The organism is Pseudomonas sp. 10(2024) (assembly GCF_045164175.1).
Classification (GTDB): Bacteria; Pseudomonadota; Gammaproteobacteria; order Pseudomonadales; family Pseudomonadaceae; genus Aquipseudomonas; species Aquipseudomonas alloputida.
In genome coordinates, this window is sequence record NZ_CP174006.1 from 1,726,521 (window position 1) to 1,749,781 (window position 23,261).

A 23,261-nucleotide genomic window follows, 5' to 3' on the forward strand; every position below is an offset into this window, starting at 1 on the left:
TTGCGATGAAGGCCCCCAGGGCGTGCCTGGGGGCGTCAGGCGATCAGTCCAGCAGCGAGATGGCGGTTGGCGCGTCGTTGCCGACCAGGGCCAGGTCTTCGAACTCGTTGACCGCGTTGATCTCGGTGCCCATGGAAATGTTGGTCACACGCTCGAGAATCACTTCAACCACCACCGGCACGCGGAACTCTTCGGCCATCTTCTGTGCCTTGATCAGGGCAGGGGCGATTTCTGCTGGCTCGAACACACGGATGGCCTTGCAACCCAGGCCTTCGACCACAGCGACGTGATCGACACCGTAGGTGGCAGCGTCGGTCGAGTTGATGTTCTCGAACGCCAGTTGTACACAGTAATCCATGTCGAAGCCACGCTGCGCCTGGCGGATCAGGCCCAGGTAGGCGTTGTTCACCAGTACGTGGACGTACGGCAGGTTGAACTGCGCACCTACCGCCAGTTCTTCGATCATGAACTGGAAGTCGTAGTCACCCGACAGCGCGACAACCTTGCGCTTCGGATCGGCTTTGACCACGCCCAGCGCGGCAGGGATGGTCCAGCCCAGCGGGCCGGCCTGGCCGCAGTTGATCCAGTGGCGAGGCTTGTACACATGCAGGAACTGTGCGCCGGCAATCTGCGACAGACCGATGGTGCTGACGTAGCAGGTGTCCTTGCCGAATACCTGGTTCATTTCTTCGTAGACGCGCTGCGGCTTGACCGGCACGTTGTCGAAGTGGGTCTTGCGCTGCAGGCTCGACTTGCGCTCCTGGCACTCTTCCAGCCAGGCCTTGCGGCACTTGAGCTTACCGGCGGCTTTCCACTCGCGGGCCACTTCCAGGAACACGTCCAGTGCCTTGCCAGCATCGGAAACAATGCCCAGGTCCGGGGTGAACACGCGGCCGATCTGGGTCGGTTCGATGTCGACGTGTACGAACTTGCGGCCTTCGGTGTAGACATCGACGGAACCGGTGTGGCGGTTGGCCCAGCGGTTACCGATACCGAATACCAGGTCGGACTTCAGCAGGGTTGCGTTGCCATAGCGGTGCGAGGTCTGCAGGCCGACCATACCAACCATCTGTGCGTGGTCGTCCGGGATGGTGCCCCAGCCCATCAGGGTCGGGATTACCGGTACGCCGGTCAGTTCGGCGAATTCGACCAGCTTGTCGCTGGCGTCGGCGTTGATGATGCCGCCACCGGCTACCAGCAGTGGGCGCTCGGCGTCATTGAGCAGGGCCAGGGCTTTTTCGGCCTGTACGCGAGTGGCGGACGGCTTGTGCACGGGCAGCGGTTCGTAGGCGTCGATGTCGAATTCGATTTCGGCCATCTGCACGTCGAACGGCAGGTCGATCAGCACCGGGCCTGGGCGGCCGGTACGCATTTCGTAGAAGGCCTTCTGGAAGGCGTAAGGCACCTGGCCTGGCTCCAGAACGGTGGTCGCCCACTTGGTCACCGGCTTGACGATGTTGGTGATGTCGACAGCCTGGAAGTCTTCCTTGTGCAGGCGGGCACGTGGCGCCTGGCCAGTGATGCACAGAATCGGGATGGAGTCGGCCGAGGCACTGTACAGGCCGGTGACCATGTCGGTGCCGGCAGGGCCGGACGTGCCGATGCACACACCGATGTTGCCCGGGTTGGCGCGGGTGTAGCCCTCGGCCATGTGCGAGGCACCTTCGACGTGACGAGCGAGGACGTGATCGATGCCACCGACTTTCTTCAGGGCCGAATACAACGGGTTGATGGCAGCCCCCGGGATGCCGAACGCGGTATCTACACCTTCACGGCGCATGACCAGAACGGCTGCATCGATTGCTCTCATTTTGCTCATGGTTTGTGCCTCATCGATTTTGTAATTGTATACAACTTGCTTTGCGACAGAGTGTATTCACGCCTGGCGGCTCAGGTCAATGGGTTTTCATCGACTAAGCTGGCTTTCGTCAGAGCGCCCGTGAAAACGAGGGTTTGCGTCATCGCATACGATCGTTTCAAAATATTGTATACAAAAATATCTCTCGTTGTGTTCTATTTGTTTGATCGGTTTTCAACTGCCCTCAGGGCTTCTCACAACAAGAAGAGGACCTTTCCATGAACGTTCTGAACCTGAAAGTCGCTGTCAGCCTGGTAAATGCCGCGCTGGTGGCGGGCCGCAAGATCAATGCCGCGCCGCTGACCGTGGCGGTGCTGGATGCCGGCGGGCACCTGCTGGCGCTGCAGCGTGAGGATGGCGCCAGCCTGATTCGTCCTGAAGTGGCCACTGGCAAAGCCTGGGGCGCGATTGCCCTGGGCAAGGGGTCGCGCTTGCTGGCGCTGGATGCGCAGCAGCGGCCGGCTTTTTTTGCCGCGTTGAACGGCATGGGTGAGCGGCCGGTGGTGCCGGCGCCAGGTGGGGTGCTGATTCGTGATCAGGACGGCAAGGTGCTGGGCGCCGTGGGGATCAGCGGCGATACCTCGGATATCGACGAGCAGTGTGCGATCAGTGCGATCGAGGAGGTGGGGTTGCGGGCAGATGCCGGGGTAGCGGCCTAAATCTCTATTGCCTGTTCTGGCCCATTCGCGGGCAAGCCCGCTCCTACAGGGACTCCACAACCTTCAGGCATGTGGATCCTCTGGGAGCGGGCTTGCCCGCGAATGGCCCTTCGATATGGTTCAGGCTGCCTCAGGCTCACAACCTTTCAAGACCATACGAATGATGGTCTCGGCCGCCGCGTCATAATCACTGTCGGCCAACTTGGCCTTGCCGGTCACCGCAGAAATCTGCCAGTCGAAGTCGGCATAGGTCTGGGTCGCTGCCCAGATGCTGAACATCAGATGATGCGCGTCCACATGGGCGATCTGCCCGCGGTCGATCCAGCGCTGGATGCACTCGATGTTGTGTCGGGCCTGTTCGTTCAACTGCTCGACCTGGTTCGGAGACAGGTGCGGCGCGCCATGCATGATCTCGCTGGCGAACACCTTGGACGCATGGGGCAGATCACGCGAAATGCGAATCTTCGAACGAATGTACGCACTCAGCACTTCCTTCGGGTCGCCGTCTGCATTGAACGGCGTGGATGCCTGCATGATCGGCGCGATGATGCTTTCAAGGACCTCGCGGTAGAGATTGTCCTTGGACTTGAAGTAGTAATACACGTTCGGCTTGGGCAGGCCGGCCTTGGCCGCGATATCGCTGGTCTTGGTGGCGGCGAAGCCCTTGTCGGCGAATTCCTCGCTGGCTGCGCGCAGGATCAATTCCTTGTTGCGCTCGCGAATGGTGCTCATGGTCAGGGATCTTCCTCGTGTCTGGCCACCTCTAAGAGGGATCGGGCATGGTAGCACCGGCCTCGACGGGCGCTCAAGGCAGCGGCTTTGGGCTAGAATCCGGCACATTGACTTATTTGGATACAAGCAAACATGGCAGGAAGCAGTCTACTGGTACTGATCGACGACATCGCCACGCTGCTGGATGACGTCTCGCTAATGACCAAAGTCGCGGCGAAAAAGACAGCGGGTGTGCTGGGTGACGACCTGGCGCTGAATGCCCAGCAGGTCACCGGCGTGCGTGCCGATCGCGAACTTCCGGTCGTCTGGGCGGTGGCCAAGGGGTCGTTCGTCAACAAGGCGATCCTGGTACCGGCCGCGTTGCTGATCAGTGCGTTCATACCCTGGGCGGTTACGCCGTTGTTGATGTTGGGTGGCGCGTTTCTGTGCTTCGAGGGTTTCGAGAAGCTGGCGCACAAGTTCTTGCACAGCAAGGAAGAGGATGAGGCACAGCACGAGGCGCGCAAGGAGGCCGTTGCCGATCCCAGCGTTGACCTGGTGGCTTTTGAAAAAGCCAAGATCAAGGGGGCGGTGCGTACCGACTTCATCCTGTCGGCAGAAATCATCGCCATTACCTTGGGTATCGTGGCTGACTCGCCGCTGACCCAGCAGATCATCGTGCTGTCGGGCATTGCGGTGGTGATGACCATTGGTGTGTATGGGTTGGTAGGCGGGATCGTCAAGCTTGACGACCTTGGGCTGTGGATGGCCCGCAAAACCTCCAGGCTGACTCAGGCAGTGGGTAACGGCATCCTGCGGGCGGCGCCGTACATGATGAAAAGCCTGTCGGTGATTGGTACTGCGGCGATGTTCCTGGTTGGCGGTGGGATCCTGGTGCATGGCATCGAGCCGCTGCATCATGCCATCGAGGCGTTCAGCGAAGGGCGTGGCGGGGCGCTGACCGGGGCGTTGCTCAACGCTGGGGTCGGGGTTGTGGCCGGTGCCATGGTGCTGGCGGTGGTCAGTGCTGCGGGGAAGTTGTGGCGGGCGCTCAGACCTGCCAATTGAGGCGCCTGGCCGGGGCTTTGCCCCGGTTCGCGCGTGAACCCGCCCCTACCAGGTACCGCGTTTGCCTTGCACCCGGCGCGTCCCCTGTAGGAGCGGGTTTACCCGCGAATGGGCCGCAAAGCGGCCCCGCTCAGGTCAGAAGTGAACCTTGACCAAGAAGCTCATGGTGTTCTGGTCGGTAGTGAAGGCATCGCTGTCCTTGATGCCGTACTTGTTCTTCCAGTAGTCATACTCCACACCCACGTACAGCTGTTTCTCACCCAGGTGCAATGCCTTGCCCAGGTCGTACTTGATCTGCGGGTTGAAGTGCAGGTTGGCCTGGTAGGTGCCGCGGCGGTTCTCGTCGTTGTCCACCACCCAGTCCATGAAGCCGTCGATCAGCACGTCGGAATCTCCGACCGGAATGGTGTACGACCACACAGGGGTGATCTGCCACACGTTGTCGCCAGCGCGGCTGCCGTCGGTGGTGCGGTTGTAGAAGTTCAGCTGGAAGTAGTCGAAGCCCGGGATGGCCAGGTCGAAGCCCGGGCCGATCAGGTAGGACTCGGTGTCACCCTCGCCAAACTCGTAGGTCATTGCCAGCAGCACGTCCTTGACCGGGCCAAACTCGATCTTCTGGTCGAAAATCTTGCCGAACGACAGGCGTGGGCTGATCTCACCGTAGTAGGTGTTCGGGCCGTTGCCGGCGTCTTTCTGGCCCTGGTAGAAGATCTTGTCGACGAAAATGAAGTTGTCGCCGTACTTCCAGCCATCTGCGTGCTCGAAGGTGACGGTTTGCTGAATCGCCGGGTTTACCTTGAAGTTCTTGCCCCACAGGTAGGTCAGGCTGTTGTTCTGCCATTGCAGCAGGTCGCCGCCGAAGGTGGTGCCGCAGGCCAGCAGGCCGCCGGCAAGGATCAGGCTCTTGATAGTACGCATTGCGAGTGTCGCTCCCTTGATTGATCTGTTGTCAGCGCTCGGTGTCGGCGCTTTTTTTGTCTTTTGAGTCAGCTTTTTTCGATAGGCCACAGCTGTTTGGCAAGGGTTGGGCCAACTTTTCCGGGTTGGCAAAACCTTCCTGCTCGACTTCGTTCTGAACGGATGAAAAGGGTATTTCAGGCTGGCAACACGTTGGCCAACCGCCCGAATTCATTGACTGAGCGGTCAGTAAACGCAGGCAGAATCCGTTCTGCCCTGATCGAGGGGGCGCGCAGATTACTGGCTTGCGCGCCGCGCCTCAAGTGCTCCGTCCTGGAGCGGGGTGATTCAAACTTGTGCGTTTGGTCAACTTCCTAGAAGTGCACCTTGATCAGCGCACTGGCGACGCTCTGGTTGCTGTCCAGGTTGCCACGGCTGTCAATGCCGTACTTGTCTTTCCAGTAGCTGTATTCAAAGCCGACGTAGAGCTGCTTGGCGCCCAGGTTCAGCGCCTTGCCCAGGTCGTATTTGACCTGCGGGTTGAAGTGCAGGTTGGCGTGATAGGTGCCACGACGGGTCTGGTCGTTGTCGGTAACCCAGTCCATGTAACCGTCGATCAGAATGTCTGACCGGCCTACGGGGAGGGTGTAAGACCAGCCGGGGGTAATCTGCCAGACGTTGTCACCGGGGCGGCTGCCTTCGGTGTTACGCACGTAGAAATTGAGGGTGAAATAGTTGAAGCCGGGGATGTTCAAGTCGAAGCCGGGGCCGATCAGGTAGGCCTCGTTGTCGCCTTCACCGCGCTCGTAGGTCATGGCCAGCAGCACGTCCTTGATCGGACCGAAGGCAAGCTTGCGGTCGAAGATCTTGCCCAATGACAGGCGTGGGCTGAACTCGCCGTAGTAGGTGGTCACACCTTTGCCGGGGTCGGCCTTGCCGTTGTAGAAGATCTTGTCGACGAACATGAAGGTGTCGCCGTACTTCCATTTGTTGGCGTGCTCGAAGGTGATGGTCTGCTGGATATCAGGGTTGACCTTGAAGTCCTTGCCGTACAGGTAGGTCAGGCTTTCGCCGTGCCATTGCAGCCATTCGCCTGCGTGCGAGGGTAGGGTGGCCAGCAGGCTGCTGCCCAACAACAGGGACGTGGTGATGCGCTTCATGTTGTGATTCCCGGACTTATTGTTTTTGTTGGCGTTTTTTTGGCGCGCAGGCGCCCCGGGCGACCCATTCCGGCGGGTCGACGGCGTAGCGGTTACTGCAGAGGTGAACGAGGGGCGGCCATGCACCGCCCCCCTTGGCTCAATGCTGGTGACAGACGTCGTTGTGCATTGCGCGGTCGGCACCGCCAAGGATGTTGAACAGTACGTTCAACACCAGGGCACAGACCGTGGCCATGGCGATACCGCTGTGGGTGATGGGCTCCATCCACTGTGGCATCTGGGCAAAGAACTCCGGACGCACCACGGGGATCAACCCGAAGCCGACGCTCACGGCAACCAACAGCTGGTTGCGGCGGTCGCCGATGTCCGCCTCCTGAAGAATCTTGATCCCGGTGGCAGTGACCATGCCGAACATGGCGATGGACGCGCCGCCCAGTACTGCGGGCGGGATCGAGGCAATCAGGAAGGCCGCCTTGGGCAGCAGGCTGAGCAGGATCAGCAGTGCACCAGCCACGATGGTGACGTAGCGGCAGCGCACCCCGGTCATTTGCACCAGGCCGATGTTCTGGGCGAACGAGGAGTGGGTGAAGGTGTTGAAGAAGCCCGCAATGAACGACGCACCGGCATCGCACAGCAGGCCGCGACGCAGCATGCCAGGGGTTACTTCACGATCAGTCACCTTGCCCAAGGCCAGGAACATGCCGGTGGACTCGACGAAGATAATCACCACTACCAGGCACATGGACAGGATCGGCGCCAGGCTGAAAGTCGGCATGCCGAAGTGCAGTGGGGTGACCACCTGCAACCAAGGTGCTTCATTCAGGCCCGACAGGTCGACCATGCCGATGGAGCCGGCCAGGATGTAGCCAAGGCCCATGCCCACCAGTACCGACACGTTTACCCAGAAACCGCGCATGAAGCGGTTGATCAGCAGGATCACGGCCAGTACCAGGCCGGCCACCAGCAGGTAGATCGGCGAGCCGAACGTTTCTGCTTCATGGCCGCCACCGGCCCAGTTGACAGCCACCGGGAACAGCGACAGGCCAATCGAGGTGATCACCGTACCGGTGACCAGCGGTGGGAAGAAGCGGACAACCTTGGACATGAACGGCGCGATCAGCATGCCGAAGAACCCGGCAGCGATGGTCGCGCCGAAGATCCCCTGCAGGCCTACGCCGGGCATGCCGGCCATGGCCACCATGCTACCGACGGCAGCGAAACTGGCACCCATCATCACCGGCATGCGGATGCCCACCGGGCCGATACCGAACGACTGGATGATGGTAGCGACGCCAGCGACCAGCAGGTCGGCGTTGATCAGGAAAGCGACTTCTTCACGGGACAACCCGGCGGCCTGGCCAATGATCAACGGCACGGCGATCGCGCCACCGTACATCAGCAGAACGTGTTGCAGGCCAACCAGGATCAGTTGGAACAGGGGCAAGGGTTCGCGCGGCGGCGCAATGGGGATATACGCCTTGCGTGACTCGGACATGCAGCACCTCGAGTTTTGTTTTTATTCTCGGATCCAAGCGGCAGGCTTCATGCCTGCACGCTCGATGCTTGCTTGTTGCGTAACACATGGAGCTTGAGGCTGGGGCTATCGGCCTCTTCGCGGGCAAGCCCGCTCCTACAGGGGAAGGTGATTCCCTTGGGGGCGGGTTGCCTGGCGAGGTGCTGTCAGTTGACTTGGGCGCCTTTGGCGATCCATTCGCCGACGAGCTTGCGCTCTTCGGTTGTCATCTGGGTGATGTTGCCCAGCGGCATGATCTGGCTGGCAACCGCTTGCGCCTGAATGCGCGCGGCCTGGGCCTGGATCTGCTGCGGAGTGTCGAACATCACGCCGGCAGGGGCGGTGCTGAACAGTGGGCTGGTCGGCTTGGACGAGTGGCACACGGTGCAGCGTTCCTGGATGACATTATGGATCTTGTCGAAGTCGCCACCACCGGCCTGGGCAGCGGCCTGGGCCGGTGCTTGCGCTGGTGCGGTGGGTGCTTCGGCAGCCTTGGCGGCGTCCTCGGCACGCTGCTCGGCAGCGGTCTTGCCGCCTACCGCAGTTGCCGGCAGCGGTTGGTACTCGATCTTCGCTGCGGCTTGCTCAGGGCTTACGGCCATCGGTTTCGGGCCGGTAACGTAAGCCAGGCAGATCATCGCCAGAGCGCCGACGGGCAGGGTCCAGGCGTACTTGTTGCTGTCGTGGCGGGTGTTGAAGTAGTGGCGGATCAGAACCGCGGCTACTGCGATACCGGCCAGGATCAGCCAGTTGTACTGGCTACCGTAGGTGCTCGGGAAATGGTTGCTGATCATGATGAACAGCACCGGCAGGGTGAAGTAGTTGTTGTGACGCGAGCGCAGCAGGCCCTTGGCCGGCAGGACCGGGTCGGGCGTCTGGTTGTTCTCGATCGCCGCCACCAGCTGGCGTTGGGCCGGCATGATGATGCGGAACACGTTACCGACCATGATGGTGCCGATGATCGCGCCGGTGTGCAGGTAGGCACCACGGCCGCTGAACACCAGGCTGAAGCCCCAGCAGGCAGCGATGATCAGCACGAACAGCACACCACCGAGCAGCGCTGGCTTCTTGCCCAGGGGCGAGTCGCACAGGAAGTCGTAGATGAACCAGCCCGCGATCAGCGAACCGATACCGATGGCCACGCCTTCGGCACCGCTCAGGGTGCTGCCAGGTGCCAGCAGGTACAGGGTCGGGTTCCAGTAGAACACCACGCACAGCAGGGCGATACCGGACATCCAGGTGAAGTAGGCTTCCCATTTGAACCAGTGCAGGTTCTCGGGCATTTTCGGGGGGGCGAGCTTGTATTTCTCCAGGTGGTAGATACCACCGCCGTGAATCGCCCAGAGATCACCTGACAACCCATCGCGCGGGTTGCTTCGGTTCAGGTGGTTCTCCAGCCAGACGAAGTAGAACGATGCACCGATCCAGGCGACGCCGGTGATCATGTGAACCCAGCGAATGCTCAGGTTCAGCCATTCGTGAAGGTGTGCTTCCACAGTATGTACCTCTGCCAGTCACCGAGAAGATGACTGACCTTTTCTTATTGGTGGGGATTGAGGATCAGCATCTGTTCCTCGGTGAAGTAATGCTCATCGCAGTTGTTGCCAGAACCACTGCGATCAACCACCAGGAAATCATCCCGCTTTTCGATCGTCAGCACCGGGTGGTGCCAGACGCCGCGATGGTAATTAACGCCCTGCCTGCCATTACTGCGGAAGGCTCGGACCAAGCCTGATACAGGTGCATCGCCAACGGGCGCGACCACGATCAGAAAGGGGTTGCCGAGCAGCGGGATGAAAGCCTGGCTGCCCAGCGGATGGCGTTCCAGCATGCGCACGGTCAGCGGCATGTCCTGCGCGTCGGCGCGGAAGATGCTGATGATCGCCTTGTCTTCAGGCTCGGCGGTTTCGACCGTGGCGAGCTTGTGAAAGCGCATGGTCGAGCCGTTGTTGATCATGAAGTGGTCGCTGCCGTCGGTTTCGATCACGTCTCCGAACTGGGCGAAGGCTTCTTTGGTCAAGGGCTCGATCATCAGGGTGCGCATGCGTTTATCTCTTCTATTGTTCGTTTTCTGAATAAGGTTCGGCTGTTGCTTACAGCTGCAGCAGGCGGAACAGGGCGATCAGGTTGATCTGCGCCAGGGCTTCCTTGAATTCGGCATCGGCATCGTTGTGGATGCGCTTTTCAAAGGCGGCGAGAATCTGGTGCCGGTTGCTGCCCTTCACCGCCATGATGAACGGGAACTGAAACTTGGCTTTATAGGCATCGTTCAGCTCGGTGAAACGGGCGAACTCCTCGGCGGTGCACTGGTGAATGCCGGCGCCGGCCTGTTCGTTGGTGCTCGATTCGGTCAGCTCGCCCTGGATGGCGGCCTTGCCGGCCAGGTCCGGGTGAGCGTTGATCAGCGCCAGCTGGTCGGCGTGGTTGGCGCTGAGCAGGATGTCGCTCATGCGCTGGTGCAGCGCCTCGATCTCATCCAGCTCGCCCAGTTGGCCCAGGTCGTAGGCTTTTTCGGCAACCCACGGCGAGTGCTCGTAGATGTCGGCGAAGGCCTTGACGAAGGCGTCACGGTCCAGGGTGGATGGTTTGAGGGTATTGAAGGCGGTCATCAGGCGTTCTCATTCTTGTACGGGTGGGTGGCGTGCCAGTGGCGGGCGATATCCACGCGACGGGCGAACCAGACCTGGTCATGACTTTTTGCGTAATCGACGAAGCGCTTGAGTGCAGCCAGGCGTGCCGGGCGGCCGACCAGGCGGCAATGCAGGCCGATGGAAAGCATTTTCGGTGCTTCGGCGCCTTCGGCGTACAGCACATCAAAGGCGTCTTTCAGGTACTGGAAGAACTGCTCGCCGCAGTTGAAGCCCTGTACCTGGGTGAAGCGCATGTCGTTGGTGTCCAGGGTGTAGGGGATCACCAGGTGCGGTTTGCCGGTGGGGTTGTTCGGCTCCCAGTAGGGCAGGTCGTCGTCGTAGGTGTCGCTGTCATAGAGGAAACCACCTTCCTCCATCACCAGGCGGCGGGTGTTCGGGCCGGTACGGCCGGTGTACCAGCCCAGCGGGCGCTCGCCGGTGAGTTCGGTGAGGATACGGATGGCTTCGAGCATGTGCTCGCGCTCCTGGGCCTCGTCCATGTTCTGGTAGTCGATCCAGCGGTAGCCGTGGCTGCAGATCTCGTGGCCGGCTTCGACCATGGCGCGGATCACGTCGGGGTGGCGCTGGGCGGCCATGGCCACGGCGAAGATGGTGAGTGGCACGCCGCTGTCCTTGAACAGCTTCAGCAGACGCCATACACCGGCACGGCTGCCGTATTCATACAGCGACTCCATGCTCATGTTGCGCTGGCCCTGCAGGGGTTGGGCAGCGACCATCTCGGACAGGAAGGCTTCGGATTCCTTGTCACCGTGCAGGATGTTGCGTTCGCCACCTTCCTCGTAATTGAGGACGAAAGACAGCGCGATGCGGGCGTTGCCCGGCCATTGCGGGTGAGGAGGGTTGTTGCCGTAACCGATCAGGTCGCGAGGGTAATCAGCGCTCACTGCAGTCTTCCTTCTTGTGCGTTAGTGCGGGGGGTGGGCGGGCCGCGTCGGTATGTCGCACCACCGGATGGGCTGATTGTATACAACTTCTGAAATCTTTTGTAAGCCTGTTTTTCCGCATTTCTTCCCTTTTGTCGCCTGACAGCGACGTGGAAATACAGTGCAAGAAACCTGCCTGTTTGGTCAGCTAATGAGGTTGGCATCGTTATGGTGCGTGTATTTGCGACCGATGGGTCGTTTATGGGCAGCAAATGGAGGGTGTGACAGAGGGGATCAAAAAATTGTGTACAATCCTTGGGCGGAATGTCTTAATAACGTCATTCCCGCCTGCCGCAGGCGCTAAGCTGGTGCGATGGCTGAGTATTTTTTGCCCACAGATTGAACAAGAGGCGACACGCAATGGGACGTTTGACCACACACGTACTGGATGCCGCGCATGGCTGCCCGGGTAGCTCGATCAAGGTCGAGCTGTACCGCGTCGAAGGCCAGCAACTGGAGCTGGTGAACACCGCCCTGACCAACAGCGATGGCCGCGTCGACGCGCCGCTGCTGCAGGGGGACGATTACCGCACTGGCGTTTACCAGTTGCAGTTCAGCGCTGGGGATTACTACCGCGCCCGTGGCGTGCAATTGCCGGCCCAGGCGTTTCTGGATGTTGTCGTGCTGCGCTTTGGCATCGACGAGTCGCAGGAGCACTACCATGTGCCGCTGCTGATTTCGCCGTACAGCTATTCGACCTATCGTGGAAGCTAGTTGGTCGCTAGAAGAATCTTCGTAGGTCCTTTGGCCCGCTCTCACACTGGCGGGCTTTTTTTCGTCTGCTGCCTCTTCGCGGGTGAACCCGCTCCTACGGCGGGCTGGACTCCAACTGTCCACCACCGTTGTAGGAGCGGGTTTACCCGCGAATACGGTGGTGGCGGCAACGGTGAGCGGCGGGTGGGGATTGGCCAGCAGGGCCGGCCTCTTCGCGGGTGAACCCGCTCCTACGACGGGCTGTATCCAACTGTCCACCACCGTTGTAGGAGCGGGTTTACCCGCGAATACGGTGGCGGCAGCAACGGTGAACGGCGGGTGGGGATTGGCCAGCAGGGCCGGCCTCTTCGCGGGTGAACCCGCTCCTACGACGGGCTGTATCCAACTGTCCACCACCGTGGTAGGAGCGGGTTTACCCGCGAATACGGTGGCGGCAGCAACGGTGAACGGCGGGTGGGGATTGGCCAGCAGGGCCGGCCTCTTCGCGGGTGAACCCGCTCCTACAGCGGGCTGTATCCAACTGTCCACCCCGTGATAGGAGCGGGTTTACCCGCGAATACGGTGGCGGCAGCAACGGTGAACGGCGGGTGGAGATTGGCCAGCAGGGCCGGCCTCTTCGCGGGTGAACCCGCTCCTACGGCGGGCTGTATCCAACTGTCCACCACCGTTGTAGAAGCGGGTTTACCCGCGAATACGGTGGCGGCAGCAACGGTGAACGGCGGGTGGGGATTGGCCGGCAGGGCCGGCCTCTTCGCGGGTGAACCCGCTCCTACGACGGGCTGTATCCAACTGTCCACCCCCGGGGTAGAAGCGCCCTCGGTCAGAGGAACACGAACTTGGCAATGAAGATCGCGCACAGCACCCACAGGCTGGCCGAGATTTCCTTGTATTTGCCGGTACCCGCCTTCAATGCCACATAGCTGATGAAGCCCAGGGCAATACCATCGGCGACCGAGAACGTCAGCGGCATCATGATCACCGTGACGATCGCCGGAATGCTGTCGGTGGCCTCATCCCAATGGATATGCGCCATGCTGCCCATCATCAGCATTGCAACATAGATCAGTGCACCTGCTGTCGCATAGGCCGGAATCATCCCGGCCAGCGGTGCGAAGAACATCGCGGCGATGAACAGCAGGCCTACCACCACAGCCGTCAGGCCAGTTCGGCCACCTGCGGCAACCCCCGCTGCACTCTCCACATAGCTGGTCACCGGTGGTACACCGACCACCGCGCCGAACACACTCGAGGCACTGTCAGCCTTCAACGCCTTCGACAGGTTCTCGATCCGCCCGTCCGGCGCCACCAGGTTGGCCCGTTGCGCGACGCCCATCAGGGTGCCGGCAGTGTCGAACATGTGCACGAAGAGGAACGCCAGCACCACGCTGATCATGCTGACGTTGAACACGCCAGCCACGTCCATGGCCATCCAGGTGGGCGCCAGGCTCGGCGGCATCGACATCACCCCGCCAAATTTGACCAGGCCCAGGCCCCAGCCGGCCAGGGTGACACCCATGATGCTGATCAGGATCGCGCCGAATACCCGCTTGTAGCTGAGGATGGCGATCAGCAGGAAGCACACGGCCGCCAGCAGCGGCCCCGGCTCATGCAGCGAGCCCAGCTTGATCAGGGTGGCAGGGCTGTCGACGATGATGCCTGCAGTCTTCAGGCCGATCAGCCCGAGAAACAATCCGACGCCGGCCCCCATGGCATGGCGCAGGCTGACCGGGATGCTGTTGAGCAGCCATTCGCGCACTTTCGACAAGGTCAGGAACATGAACAGCACGCCGGAGACGAATACCGCCCCCAGCGCCGTTTCCCAGTTGTAGCCCATGGTGCCGACCACGGTGTAGGTAAAGAAGGCATTGAGCCCCATGCCCGGCGCCAGGCCCACCGGCCAGTTGGCGTACAGGCCCATCAGCAGGCAGCCCAGCGCGGCGGCGATGCAGGTGGCGACGAAAGCGGCACCATGGTCGATGCCGGCGTCGGCCATGATGTTGGGGTTGACGAAGATGATGTAGGCCATGGTGATGAAGGTGGTCACCCCAGCGATCATTTCGGTTCTGACGGTGCTGCCGTGTTGCTTGAGTTTGAAAATCCGCTCCAGCCAGCTCGTTTCGAGCGGTGGGGCAAGATCCAGCGTAGGGGCTTCGGATTTGCGGCTTTCCACAGCGAGTACTCCTCAAGTCGTTCTTGTTGTTATGGAGCCAGTTTCCTGAGCGATGCACTTGGCGGCTCCGCGGGAAGGCAGACGTCTGACCGTTTGTTGACTTATGGGTCAAGAAGTTGCTCGGTGGATTATGCTTTTGTGTACAAATAAAGCAAATAATGTTTTATGTTTTGTATGCGCAATGTGTCGTACAACGGCTATATAGGTAAAACGCCCCCTGCGGAATCGCCTCAGCCTGTGTACAATGGCGCCATACTTTCTCTTCGTGCCTCGAGAGCCCATGAACGAACAGCTGCAACCTCTGAAGAAACCTGCACGAGTCGGCAAGGCCGGCCGCAGCGGTACCCAGGACGACATCGTCTACGCGCATATTTTCGAGGCGATCCTCGAGCAGCGTCTGGCTCCGGGCACCAAGTTGAGCGAGGAAGCGCTGGGCGAGATCTTTGGCGTCAGCCGCACCATCATCCGCCGCGCCTTGTCGCGCCTGGCCCACGAAAGCGTGGTGCTGCTGCGACCGAACCGCGGCGCGGTGGTGGCCAGCCCGACCGTCGAAGAGGCGCGCCAGGTGTTCTTCTCGCGGCGCATGGTCGAACGCGCCATCACCGAGCTGGCGGTGCAGCATGCCACCCCCGAGCAGCTCAACGAGCTGCGGCAGATGGTGCGCGAAGAGCGCGACAGCTTCTCGCGCGGTGACCGGGGTGCCGGTATCCGCCTTTCCGGTGAGTTCCACCTCAAGCTGGCCGAAGCGGCGGGCAATGCACCGCTGGTGAGTTTCCAGCGCAGCCTGGTCTCGCAGACTTCGCTGATCATTGCCCAGTACGAAAGCGGCAACCGCTCCCACTGCTCTTACGATGAACACATGCAGCTCATCGATGCCATCGAGGCACGCGATGCCGAACAGGCGGTGAGCCTGATGATGCATCACATGGACCACATCGACAGCAAGCTGAACCTGGACGAGGAGAGCGCCTCGGACGATTTGCATGCCGTGTTCTCGCATCTGTTGAAAAAACCCAAGGTTTCCGTCAAGGGTTGATCGTTTGCCTGCGTGATCGAGGGGCTGCAAGGCAGCCCTTCCAGCCACTACTGGCCATAACCCAAAGGTCTGCTAAATTCTTGTGAGCAAACCTTCATCAAGCAGTTGGGCTTGCGCATTCGTTGCGTTCAACTTCTTGAGGAATGGATTCATGAGCATGTCCCTGGGTAAACGCATGGGGGCCGAACTGATCGGCACCTTCTGGCTGGTCCTTGGTGGCTGTGGCAGTGCGGTACTCGCAGCCAGTTCCCCTCTCGGCATCGGTGTGCTCGGTGTCGCCTTCGCCTTCGGCCTCACCGTACTGACCATGGCCTTCGCCATCGGCCATATTTCTGGTTGCCATCTAAACCCTGCCGTATCGTTCGGGCTGGTGGTGGGCGGGCGCTTCCCGGCAAAAGAGCTGCTGCCTTATGTGATCGCCCAGGTGATCGGTGCCATCCTGGCGGCCGGTGTGATCTACCTCATCGCCAGCGGCAAGGCCGGTTTCGAGCTGTCTGCGGGGTTGGCTTCAAACGGCTACGCCGACCACTCGCCCGGTGGCTATACGCTGGGTGCAGGCTTTGTCAGTGAAGTGGTGATGACGGCGATGTTCCTGGTGGTCATCATGGGGGCGACCGACGCCCGCGCACCGGCAGGTTTTGCACCCATCGCCATCGGCCTGGCCCTGACCCTGATCCACCTGATCTCGATCCCGGTGACCAATACCTCGGTCAACCCCGCGCGAAGCACGGGGCCGGCCTTGTTCGTCGGTGGCTGGGCCCTGCAGCAGCTGTGGCTATTCTGGGTGGCGCCGCTGATCGGTGCTGCTATCGGCGGCGCGCTGTATCGGGGCCTGGCGAAAGAACCTTAACGCTGGTGCACGCAGCGCCCGGCGGCGTAGGTTTCACGTACGGTACGGTCATCGCCCAGGGTGGTGAGCACGAACAAGGTTTCTTCGATGCTGTTGGACTGCTGGATGCGGTAGTCCAGCAGTGGCGTGGCCTTGTAGTCCAGCACCACGAAGTCGGCATCGTTGCCCGGGCGCAGGCTACCGATACGGTCGTCCAGGCGTAGCGCGCGGGCGCCGCCGAGGGTGGCCAGGTACAGCGATTTGTACGGATGCAGACGCGCGCCTTGCAGCTGCATCACCTTGTATGCCTCGTTCAGGGTGTTCAGCAGAGAGAAGCTGGTGCCGGCGCCAACGTCGGTACCCAGGCCCACGTTGACCCCGAACCGCTCGGCCTGGGGCAGGTTGAACAGGCCGCTGCCGAGGAACAGGTTGGAGGTGGGGCAGAAGGCCACAGCCGAGCCGGTTTCGGCCAGGCGCTGGCACTCTTCGTCGCACAGGTGCACGCCGTGGGCAAACACCGAGCGCTCGCCCAGCAGCTCGAAGTGATCGTAGACGTCCAGATAACCCTTCTGCTCGGGGAACAGCGATTTGACCCAGTCGATTTCCTTGAGGTTTTCCGACAGGTGCGTGTGCATGTACACGCCCGGGTGCTCCTTGAGCAATTGGCCGGCCAGGGTCAATTGTTCCGGCGTGCTGGTTGGGGCGAACCGCGGGGTAACGGCATAATGCAGGCGGCCCTTGCCATGCCAGCGCTCGATCAGTGCCTTGCTTTCGGCATAGCCCGATTCGGCGGTGTCGGTCAGGTAGTCCGGCGCGTTGCGGTCCATCATCACCTTGCCGGCGATCAGGCGCAGGTCCAGGCGTTCAGCCTCTTCGAACAGGGCATTCACCGACTCCGGGTGCACGCTGCCGAATACCAGCGCAGTGGTGGTGCCGTTGCGCAGCAGTTCCTTGAGGAAGATCTTCGCCACCTGGTCGGCGTGGCCTTTGTCGGCGAACTGTTTTTCGCAGGGGAAGGTGTAGGTATTGAGCCAATCCAGCAGCTGCTCGCCGTAGGAACCGATCATGCCGGTCTGCGGGAAGTGGATGTGGGTATCGATGAAGCCCGGGGTGATCAGCGCGTCCTGGTAGTGCTCGACCGGGATGCCGGCATCCAGCGTCGGCAGCAGTTCACTGGCGTGCCCCACGGCGCTGATGCGGCCATCGTCGACCACCAGCAGGCCGTCTTCGTAGTATTCATGGGAAGCCTCCAGGCCCACCTCGGCCGGGTCGGCAATGCTGTGCAGGATGGCGGCACGGTAGGCTTTGCGGGTAACGGTCATAACACACTCGTCAAATGGCTTGGCTGCGCCGGGAGGGCGGCAGCAACTGGGCAATGGGGCCGGCATTGGCGGCAGCGTCGTGCTGGCCGAAGCAGGCGTTGTAAGTGGCAATGATTTCACCGGCGATGGACACGGCGATCTCGATGGGCAGCTTGCCTTTGACCTCGGCCAGGCCCATCGGGCAGCGCATGCGGGCCATCACGGCCTCGTCGAAGCCTCGTTCGCGCAGGCGGTGCTCGAACTTGACCCGTTTGGTCTTCGAGCCGATCAGGCCGAACCAGGTGAAATCGTTGCGCTTGAGAATGGCGGCAGTCAGTTCCAGGTCGAGCTGGTGGTTGTGGGTCATGACGATGCAGTAGCTGCCGGGCGGCAGGTCTGCGATTTCGTCGACCGGTTCCTCACTGACGACCTTGGTCACCCCATTGGGGATGAGTTCGGGGAATTCCTGTTCACGCGAGTCGATCCAGCGCACCCGGCAGGGGAGCGCGGCGAGCAAGGGTACCAGAGCCCTGCCGACATGGCCCGCGCCGAACACGGCGATCTGCGCCTGCACCGCGGCCATCGGCTCGAACAGCAGCACGGTGGCGCCGCCGCAACACTGGCCCAGGCTGGCACCGAGGCTGAAGCGCTCCAGGTGCGGGGTGGTGCGCTGCTCTTCGAGCATTTGCCGGGCGATGTGCAGCGCCTTGTATTCCAGGTGGCCGCCGCCGATGGTGTCGAACAGGCCGCTGGCGCTGACCACCATCTTCGAGCCTGCGTTGCGCGGGGTAGAGCCGCGCTCTTCGATGATGGTCACCAGCACGCAAGCTTCGCCACGGGACTGGTGGTCGGCGAGGGCGTTGATCCATTGGTGCATGATGCAACCTCTCTAAGCCATGCTGCCGACCCTTGTAGGAGCGGGTTTACCCGCGAATGTAGCGCTGGAGCTGATATCGCATTCGCGGGTAAACCCGCTCCTACAAGGGCCTTGCGTTGTCAGGGGGTGATGGTTTCCAGTTCCCGTTCGCGCGACTGTGTTTCAGCCACTGCCTTGCGCATCTGCTCGCAGCCCCAAAGCACCCGCTCCGGCGTTGCCGGCGCATCCACCTGCGGCTGCACGCGGTAATCGGCCAGGCTGGCCACGGCATCCTTGATTGCACACCAGGCAGCAATGCCGAGCATGAACGGGGGCTCGCCCACGGCCTTGGAGTGGAACACGGTGTCTTCCGGGTTCTTGCGGTTCTCCACCAGCTTCACTCGCAGGTCCAGTGGCATGTCGGCCACGGCCGGGATCTTGTAGCTGGCCGGGCCGTTGGTCATCAGCTTGCCTTTGGCGTTCCACACCAGCTCTTCGGTGGTCAGCCAGCCCATGCCCTGGATGAAACCGCCCTCCACCTGGCCGATGTCGATCGCAGGGTTCAGCGAATCGCCCACGTCATGCAGGATGTCGGCGCGCAACATCTTGTATTCGCCGGTCAGCGTGTCGACGATCACTTCCACGCAGGCAGCGCCAAAGGCGAAGTAGTAGAACGGCCGGCCGCGGGCCTGGCTGCGGTCGTAGAAGATCTTCGGCGTGCGGTAGAACCCGGTGCTGGACAGCGACACCTGGGCGAAGTAGGCCTGCTGCACCAGTTGCTCGAAGCTGACGATCTGGTCGCGCACCCGCACATGGCCGTTGCGGAACTCGACGTCTTCCTCGGTCACCTGATAGTGCCGTGCGGCAAACTCGGTCAGGCGTTTCTTGAGGATTTCGGCGGCGTTCTGCGCCGCCTTGCCGTTCAGGTCGGCGCCGCTGGAAGCAGCCGTAGGCGAGGTGTTAGGCACCTTGTCGGTGTTGGTAGCGGTGATCTGGATGCGGCTGAAATCCACCTGGAAGATCTGCGCCACCACCTGGGCCACCTTGGTGTTCAGGCCCTGGCCCATTTCGGTGCCGCCGTGGTTCAGGTGAATGCTGCCGTCGGTGTAGATATGGATCAGTGCACCGGCCTGGTTGAGGAAGGTGGCGGTGAACGAAATGCCGAACTTGACCGGTGTCAGTGCCAGGCCTTTCTTCAGGATCGGGCTGTTGGCGTTGAAGCGGCGGATCGACTCGCGTCGCTCGGCGTAGTCGCTGCTGGCCTCCAGCTCGGCGGTCATCTCTTCGAGCATGTTGTGCTCGACGGTCTGGTAGTAGTGGGTGACGTTGCGTTCGGTCTTGCCGTAATAGTTGGCCTTGCGCACGGCCAGCGGGTCGCGGCCCAGATGACGGGCGATATGGTCCATCACCTGCTCGATGGCGACCATGCCCTGTGGGCCGCCAAAGCCGCGGTAGGCGGTGTTGGAGGCGGTGTTGGTCTTGCAGCGGTGGCCGTGGACGGTGGCATCGCCCAGGTAGTAAGCGTTGTCGGAGTGGAACATGGCACGGTCGACGATCGAACCGGACAGGTCGGGCGAATAGCCACAGTTGCCAGCCAGGTCGAAATTGATACCGTGCAGCCGGCCGTTGTCGTCGAAGCCCACGTCATACTCGACGTAGAACGGGTGGCGCTTGCCGGTCATGGTCATGTCTTCGACCCGGGGCAGGCGCATCTTGGTTGGCTGGCCGGTCAGGCGCGCAATGACCGCGCACAAGCATGCCGGGCTGGCGGCCTGGGTTTCCTTGCCGCCAAAACCGCCGCCCATGCGGCGCATGTCCAGCACCACCTTGTTCATCGGCACGTCGAGTACTTCGGCGACCAGTTTCTGCACTTCGGTGGGGTTCTGGGTGGAGCAGTAGACGATCATGCCGCCGTCTTCGGTAGGCATGACCGAGGAAATCTGCGTTTCCAGGTAGAAGTGCTCCTGGCCGCCGATGTGCAGGGTGCCCTGAATGCGATGCGGGGCGCTGGCCAGGGCGGCAGCCGAATCGCCGCGCTGATGGGTGTGGCTATCGAGCACGAAGTGCTTCTTGCGCAGCGCCTCGACCACGTCCAGCACCGGCTCCAAGTCTTCGTACTCGACGATGGCGGCCATGGCCGCTTTGCGTGCGGTTTCAAGATCGCGGGCAGCGACAGCGAGCACCGGCTGGCCGAAGAACTCGACCTTGTCGATGGCCAGCAGCGGGTCGCCGGCCACCACCGGGCCGATGTCCTTCAGGCCGGGGATGTCTTCGTGGGTGATGGCGATACGCACACCCTCGAAGGCATAGCACGGCGTGGTGTCGATGCGCAGGATGCGCGCATGGGCGCGGTCGGCGGTACGCGCATATACATGCAACTGGTTAGGGAATTCCAGGCGATCGTCAATGTACAGCGCCTCCCCCGATACATGCTTGTCGGCGCTGTCGTGCTTGACGCTGCGGCCGACCCCGGTGGTCAGGTCCTGGCTGAACAGTTCGGCCATCTCGGCCTGGCTCTTGGCTACGTGATGGTTAGACATAAGCGGTCACCCGGGTTTCGATGTGCGGTGTTTGCTGTTCGATGAAATACTTGCGCAGCAGGTTCTGCGCGGTCAGCAGGCGGTATTCCTTGCTGGCGCGGAAGTCGCTTAGCGGGGTGAAGTCCTCGGCCAGGGCCTGGCAGGCGCGCTCGATGGCAGCCTGGTCCCACGGCTTGCCGCGCAGCGCCGCCTCACAGGCGCGGGCGCGCTTGGGAATCGCCGCCATGCCGCCGAAGGCGATACGCACACCGCTGACCACACCGTCTTCGATGCTGAGGTTGAAGGCTGCGCACACGGCGGAGATGTCGTCGTCCAGGCGCTTGGACACTTTATAGGCGCGGAACGTCCAGTCACTGGTGGCGCGCGGCACGATGATCTTCTCGATGAACTCGCTGTCCTGGCGAGCCGTGATGCGGTAGTCGATGAAGTAGTCTTCCAGCGGCATAACCCGTTGGCGTTCACCCTGGCGCAGCACCACCTGCGCGTCCAGGGCGATCAGCAGGGGTGGCGAGTCGCCGATTGGCGAGGCGTTGCCGATGTTGCCGCCGAGGGTGCCCTGGTTGCGGATCTGCAGCGAGGCAAAGCGGTGCAGCAGTGCCCCGAAGTCAGGGTACTCCTCGTTCAGCGCGGCGTAGCAGTCAGTCAGTGGCGTGGCGGCGCCGATCTCCAGGTGGCTGGCGGTTTTCTCGATGCGCTTGAGTTCTGCCACATGGCCGACGTAGATCATCACCGGCAAGGTCTTGTGGAACTGGGTGACTTCCAGCGCCAGGTCGGTACCACCGGCCAGCAGTCGCGCTTCGGGGTGCGAGCTGTACAGGTCGGCCAGATCCGCCACGGTCAGCGGCACCAGGCAGCGCTTGTCGCCGCTGTTCAGCTCGCCGGTCTGGGTCGGGGCAATGGCCTTGAGGCGGCTGATGGTTTGCGCCTGCTGGGTATCGAACTGGTCGCGGCAGGGCTGGTGGCAGCTCTGCTCGGCGGCGTCGAGGATCGGCCGGTAACCGGTGCAGCGGCACAGGTTGCCAGCCAGGGCTTCCTGGGCCTGATGCAGGTCGGGGCCGCTGCTGTTCTTTTGCAGGGCAAACAGTGACATGACGAAGCCGGGCGTGCAGAAGCCGCATTGCGATCCGTGGCAGTCTGCCATCGCTTGTTGAACGCTGTGCAGTTGGCCCTGTTGTTTGAGCCCCTCGACGCTGATCAGTTGCTTGCCGTGCAGCGACGACACAAAGGTCAGGCACGAATTGAGGCTGCGGTAGCGCAGGCTGTCGTTACCCAGGTCGTCCTGGATCAGTTCGCCGACCACCACGGTGCAAGCGCCGCAGTCTCCACTGGCGCAGCCCTCCTTGGTGCCGGTTTTGCCCAGGTGCTCGCGCAGGTACTGCAGCACCGTCATGTTAGGGTCCAGGGCGTGCTCACTACGCAGCTCCTGGTTGACGAGAAACTGGATCACGGGGAAGGCCTCGCAATGGTTTTATTGTTGTTGGGCGGACTCTAAGCAAGACCTGTCTAGCAGGTCAATATTTTTTTGACTCAAGGGTCAAGAAAATGCACATGTCCATGCCCAGCCGCACACACTGCCTCTATTACAAGCATAGATCGCGCCGGGCGCGCGGCTGTCTGACAGGTCAAATAAACCACCTGGCCCCTCTGCGCGATTACCGCCCAAGTACGCTACAATTCGCCCCTTGTGCCCAGTTCAATGATTTTGAAGGAAAACCATGACGTTCAAGGCCCCGGACAGCCTCTCCGAGCAGATTGCCGATTATCTGGCCGAACGCATCATCCGCGGCGAGCTGGCGCCAGGCGAACGTATCCAGGAGCAGAAAGTTACCCAGGCGCTCAACGTCAGCCGCGGCTCGGTGCGCGAAGCACTGCTGATCCTCGAGCGCCGCCATCTGGTGGCGATCCTGCCGCGCCGGGGTGCCCATGTGACCGTGCTGGACGAGCGCAGCGTTCGCAGCCTGTGCTCGCTGATGGGCGAGTTTTACATCCTGCTGGGCAATGCGGTTGCGCAAAAATGGCGCACCGAAGCCGACCTGCGCCCGTTTCTGGAAATCCAGCAGCGGCTGCAGCGTGCCCATGACCAGCTCGACATCAAGACCTTCGTCGCCGACAGTTTTGCGGTCATGCGTGCGGCCTATCCGTTCGCCGACAACCCGTTCCTGCAGGAAACCGTGGAAAACCTGCAGCCGGCCATGAGCCGTGCCTATTACCTGTCGCTGGACCAGCGCCAGGCCAACATGATCGACTATCTCGACCTGTTCGCCCGCTTGCTCGAAGCCGTGGTCTCGCGTGACCTGCCGCGCATTCGCGAGGTGCTCACCGCCTATGGCCAGCGCAGCTGCGAACTGGTGCTGGCGGCACTGGCCAGAGGCTGA

Annotated in this window: 20 protein-coding genes; 6 read left to right on the forward strand and 14 right to left on the reverse strand. The window is 61.7% G+C overall.

What is annotated here, in order from left to right:
• Positions 1-43: 43 nt before the first annotated feature.
• Positions 44-1,819: a glyoxylate carboligase gene (gene gcl, locus ACI7M0_RS08020; RefSeq protein WP_010955038.1), complete on the reverse strand. Its 1,776-nt coding sequence runs from the start codon at positions 1,817-1,819 to the stop codon at positions 44-46.
• Between the two features lie 257 nt (positions 1,820-2,076).
• Between gcl and ACI7M0_RS08025 the strand changes: the two genes are divergently transcribed.
• Complete coding sequence (locus ACI7M0_RS08025) at positions 2,077-2,517, forward strand: heme-binding protein (RefSeq protein WP_010955037.1); 441 nt, start codon at positions 2,077-2,079, stop codon at positions 2,515-2,517.
• Between the two features lie 120 nt (positions 2,518-2,637).
• Here the strand turns inward: ACI7M0_RS08025 and ACI7M0_RS08030 are convergent, their stop codons facing one another.
• Positions 2,638-3,249, reverse strand: a complete 612-nt coding sequence (locus ACI7M0_RS08030) for a TetR/AcrR family transcriptional regulator (protein ID WP_010955036.1) — start codon at positions 3,247-3,249, stop codon at positions 2,638-2,640.
• Between the two features lie 132 nt (positions 3,250-3,381).
• Between ACI7M0_RS08030 and ACI7M0_RS08035 the strand changes: the two genes are divergently transcribed.
• Positions 3,382-4,296, forward strand: a complete 915-nt coding sequence (locus ACI7M0_RS08035) for a DUF808 domain-containing protein (RefSeq protein ID WP_129933342.1) — start codon at positions 3,382-3,384, stop codon at positions 4,294-4,296.
• 135 nt (positions 4,297-4,431) lie between these two features.
• Here ACI7M0_RS08035 and ACI7M0_RS08040 read toward each other — a convergent pair whose 3' ends face one another.
• The 7 genes from ACI7M0_RS08040 to puuE form a co-directional block, all read right to left on the reverse strand.
• Complete coding sequence (locus ACI7M0_RS08040) at positions 4,432-5,214, reverse strand: outer membrane protein OmpK (RefSeq protein ID WP_003254339.1); 783 nt, start codon at positions 5,212-5,214, stop codon at positions 4,432-4,434.
• A 353-nt stretch (positions 5,215-5,567) separates the two neighbouring features.
• Positions 5,568-6,353, reverse strand: coding sequence for an outer membrane protein OmpK (locus ACI7M0_RS08045; protein ID WP_003254337.1), 786 nt, complete (start codon positions 6,351-6,353; stop codon positions 5,568-5,570).
• Between the two features lie 139 nt (positions 6,354-6,492).
• Positions 6,493-7,848 carry a nucleobase:cation symporter-2 family protein gene (locus ACI7M0_RS08050; RefSeq protein WP_010955033.1) on the reverse strand — a complete coding sequence of 452 codons (1,356 nt, stop codon included), beginning with the start codon at positions 7,846-7,848 and terminating at the stop codon, positions 6,493-6,495.
• A gap of 185 nt (positions 7,849-8,033) precedes the next feature.
• The gene (locus ACI7M0_RS08055) at positions 8,034-9,362 is read right to left on the reverse strand and encodes a urate hydroxylase PuuD (RefSeq protein ID WP_129933344.1); all 1,329 of its coding nucleotides are present in this window, start codon (positions 9,360-9,362) and stop codon (positions 8,034-8,036) included.
• A gap of 44 nt (positions 9,363-9,406) precedes the next feature.
• Complete coding sequence (locus ACI7M0_RS08060) at positions 9,407-9,910, reverse strand: ureidoglycolate lyase (protein WP_003254333.1); 504 nt, start codon at positions 9,908-9,910, stop codon at positions 9,407-9,409.
• A 49-nt stretch (positions 9,911-9,959) separates the two neighbouring features.
• Entirely contained in the window at positions 9,960-10,475 is a 516-nt protein-coding gene (uraD, locus tag ACI7M0_RS08065) for a 2-oxo-4-hydroxy-4-carboxy-5-ureidoimidazoline decarboxylase (RefSeq protein ID WP_010955031.1), read from the reverse strand.
• On the reverse strand, positions 10,475-11,401 hold the full coding sequence (gene puuE / locus ACI7M0_RS08070; protein ID WP_020193280.1) for an allantoinase PuuE: 927 nt from the start codon (positions 11,399-11,401) through the stop codon (positions 10,475-10,477). Before puuE ends, uraD begins: the two co-directional genes overlap by 1 nt.
• Before the next feature lie 399 nt (positions 11,402-11,800).
• Between puuE and uraH the strand changes: the two genes are divergently transcribed.
• Positions 11,801-12,154, forward strand: a complete 354-nt coding sequence (gene uraH, locus ACI7M0_RS08075; protein WP_003254328.1) for a hydroxyisourate hydrolase — start codon at positions 11,801-11,803, stop codon at positions 12,152-12,154.
• Positions 12,155-12,974: 820 nt separating this feature from the next.
• On the opposite strand, the gene ACI7M0_RS08080 is transcribed toward uraH, so the two are convergent.
• A complete protein-coding gene (locus ACI7M0_RS08080) occupies positions 12,975-14,324 on the reverse strand; it encodes an NCS2 family permease (protein WP_010955029.1) in 1,350 nt (449 codons plus the stop codon).
• Between the two features lie 280 nt (positions 14,325-14,604).
• Here ACI7M0_RS08080 and ACI7M0_RS08085 point away from each other — a divergent pair, with 280 nt between their 5' ends.
• Positions 14,605-15,360: a GntR family transcriptional regulator gene (locus tag ACI7M0_RS08085; RefSeq protein WP_014590204.1), complete on the forward strand. Its 756-nt coding sequence runs from the start codon at positions 14,605-14,607 to the stop codon at positions 15,358-15,360.
• A gap of 151 nt (positions 15,361-15,511) precedes the next feature.
• Positions 15,512-16,210, forward strand: a complete 699-nt coding sequence (gene aqpZ / locus ACI7M0_RS08090; protein ID WP_014590205.1) for an aquaporin Z — start codon at positions 15,512-15,514, stop codon at positions 16,208-16,210.
• Here aqpZ and guaD read toward each other — a convergent pair.
• From guaD to xdhA, 4 genes are all read right to left on the reverse strand, one after another.
• Complete coding sequence (guaD, locus tag ACI7M0_RS08095) at positions 16,207-17,511, reverse strand: guanine deaminase (protein WP_010955026.1); 1,305 nt, start codon at positions 17,509-17,511, stop codon at positions 16,207-16,209. The two genes, aqpZ and guaD, sit on opposite strands and share 4 nt — an antisense overlap.
• Before the next feature lie 10 nt (positions 17,512-17,521).
• Positions 17,522-18,367: a xanthine dehydrogenase accessory protein XdhC gene (gene xdhC / locus ACI7M0_RS08100; protein ID WP_064493458.1), complete on the reverse strand. Its 846-nt coding sequence runs from the start codon at positions 18,365-18,367 to the stop codon at positions 17,522-17,524.
• 119 nt (positions 18,368-18,486) lie between these two features.
• A complete protein-coding gene (gene xdhB, locus ACI7M0_RS08105) occupies positions 18,487-20,886 on the reverse strand; it encodes a xanthine dehydrogenase molybdopterin binding subunit (protein WP_064493457.1) in 2,400 nt (799 codons plus the stop codon).
• Positions 20,879-22,333, reverse strand: coding sequence for a xanthine dehydrogenase small subunit (xdhA, locus tag ACI7M0_RS08110; RefSeq protein WP_129933255.1), 1,455 nt, complete (start codon positions 22,331-22,333; stop codon positions 20,879-20,881). The genes xdhB and xdhA overlap by 8 nt, the downstream gene beginning before the upstream one ends.
• 268 nt (positions 22,334-22,601) lie before the next feature.
• Here xdhA and ACI7M0_RS08115 point away from each other — a divergent pair, with 268 nt between their 5' ends.
• On the forward strand, positions 22,602-23,261 hold the full coding sequence (locus ACI7M0_RS08115; protein WP_064493455.1) for a GntR family transcriptional regulator: 660 nt from the start codon (positions 22,602-22,604) through the stop codon (positions 23,259-23,261).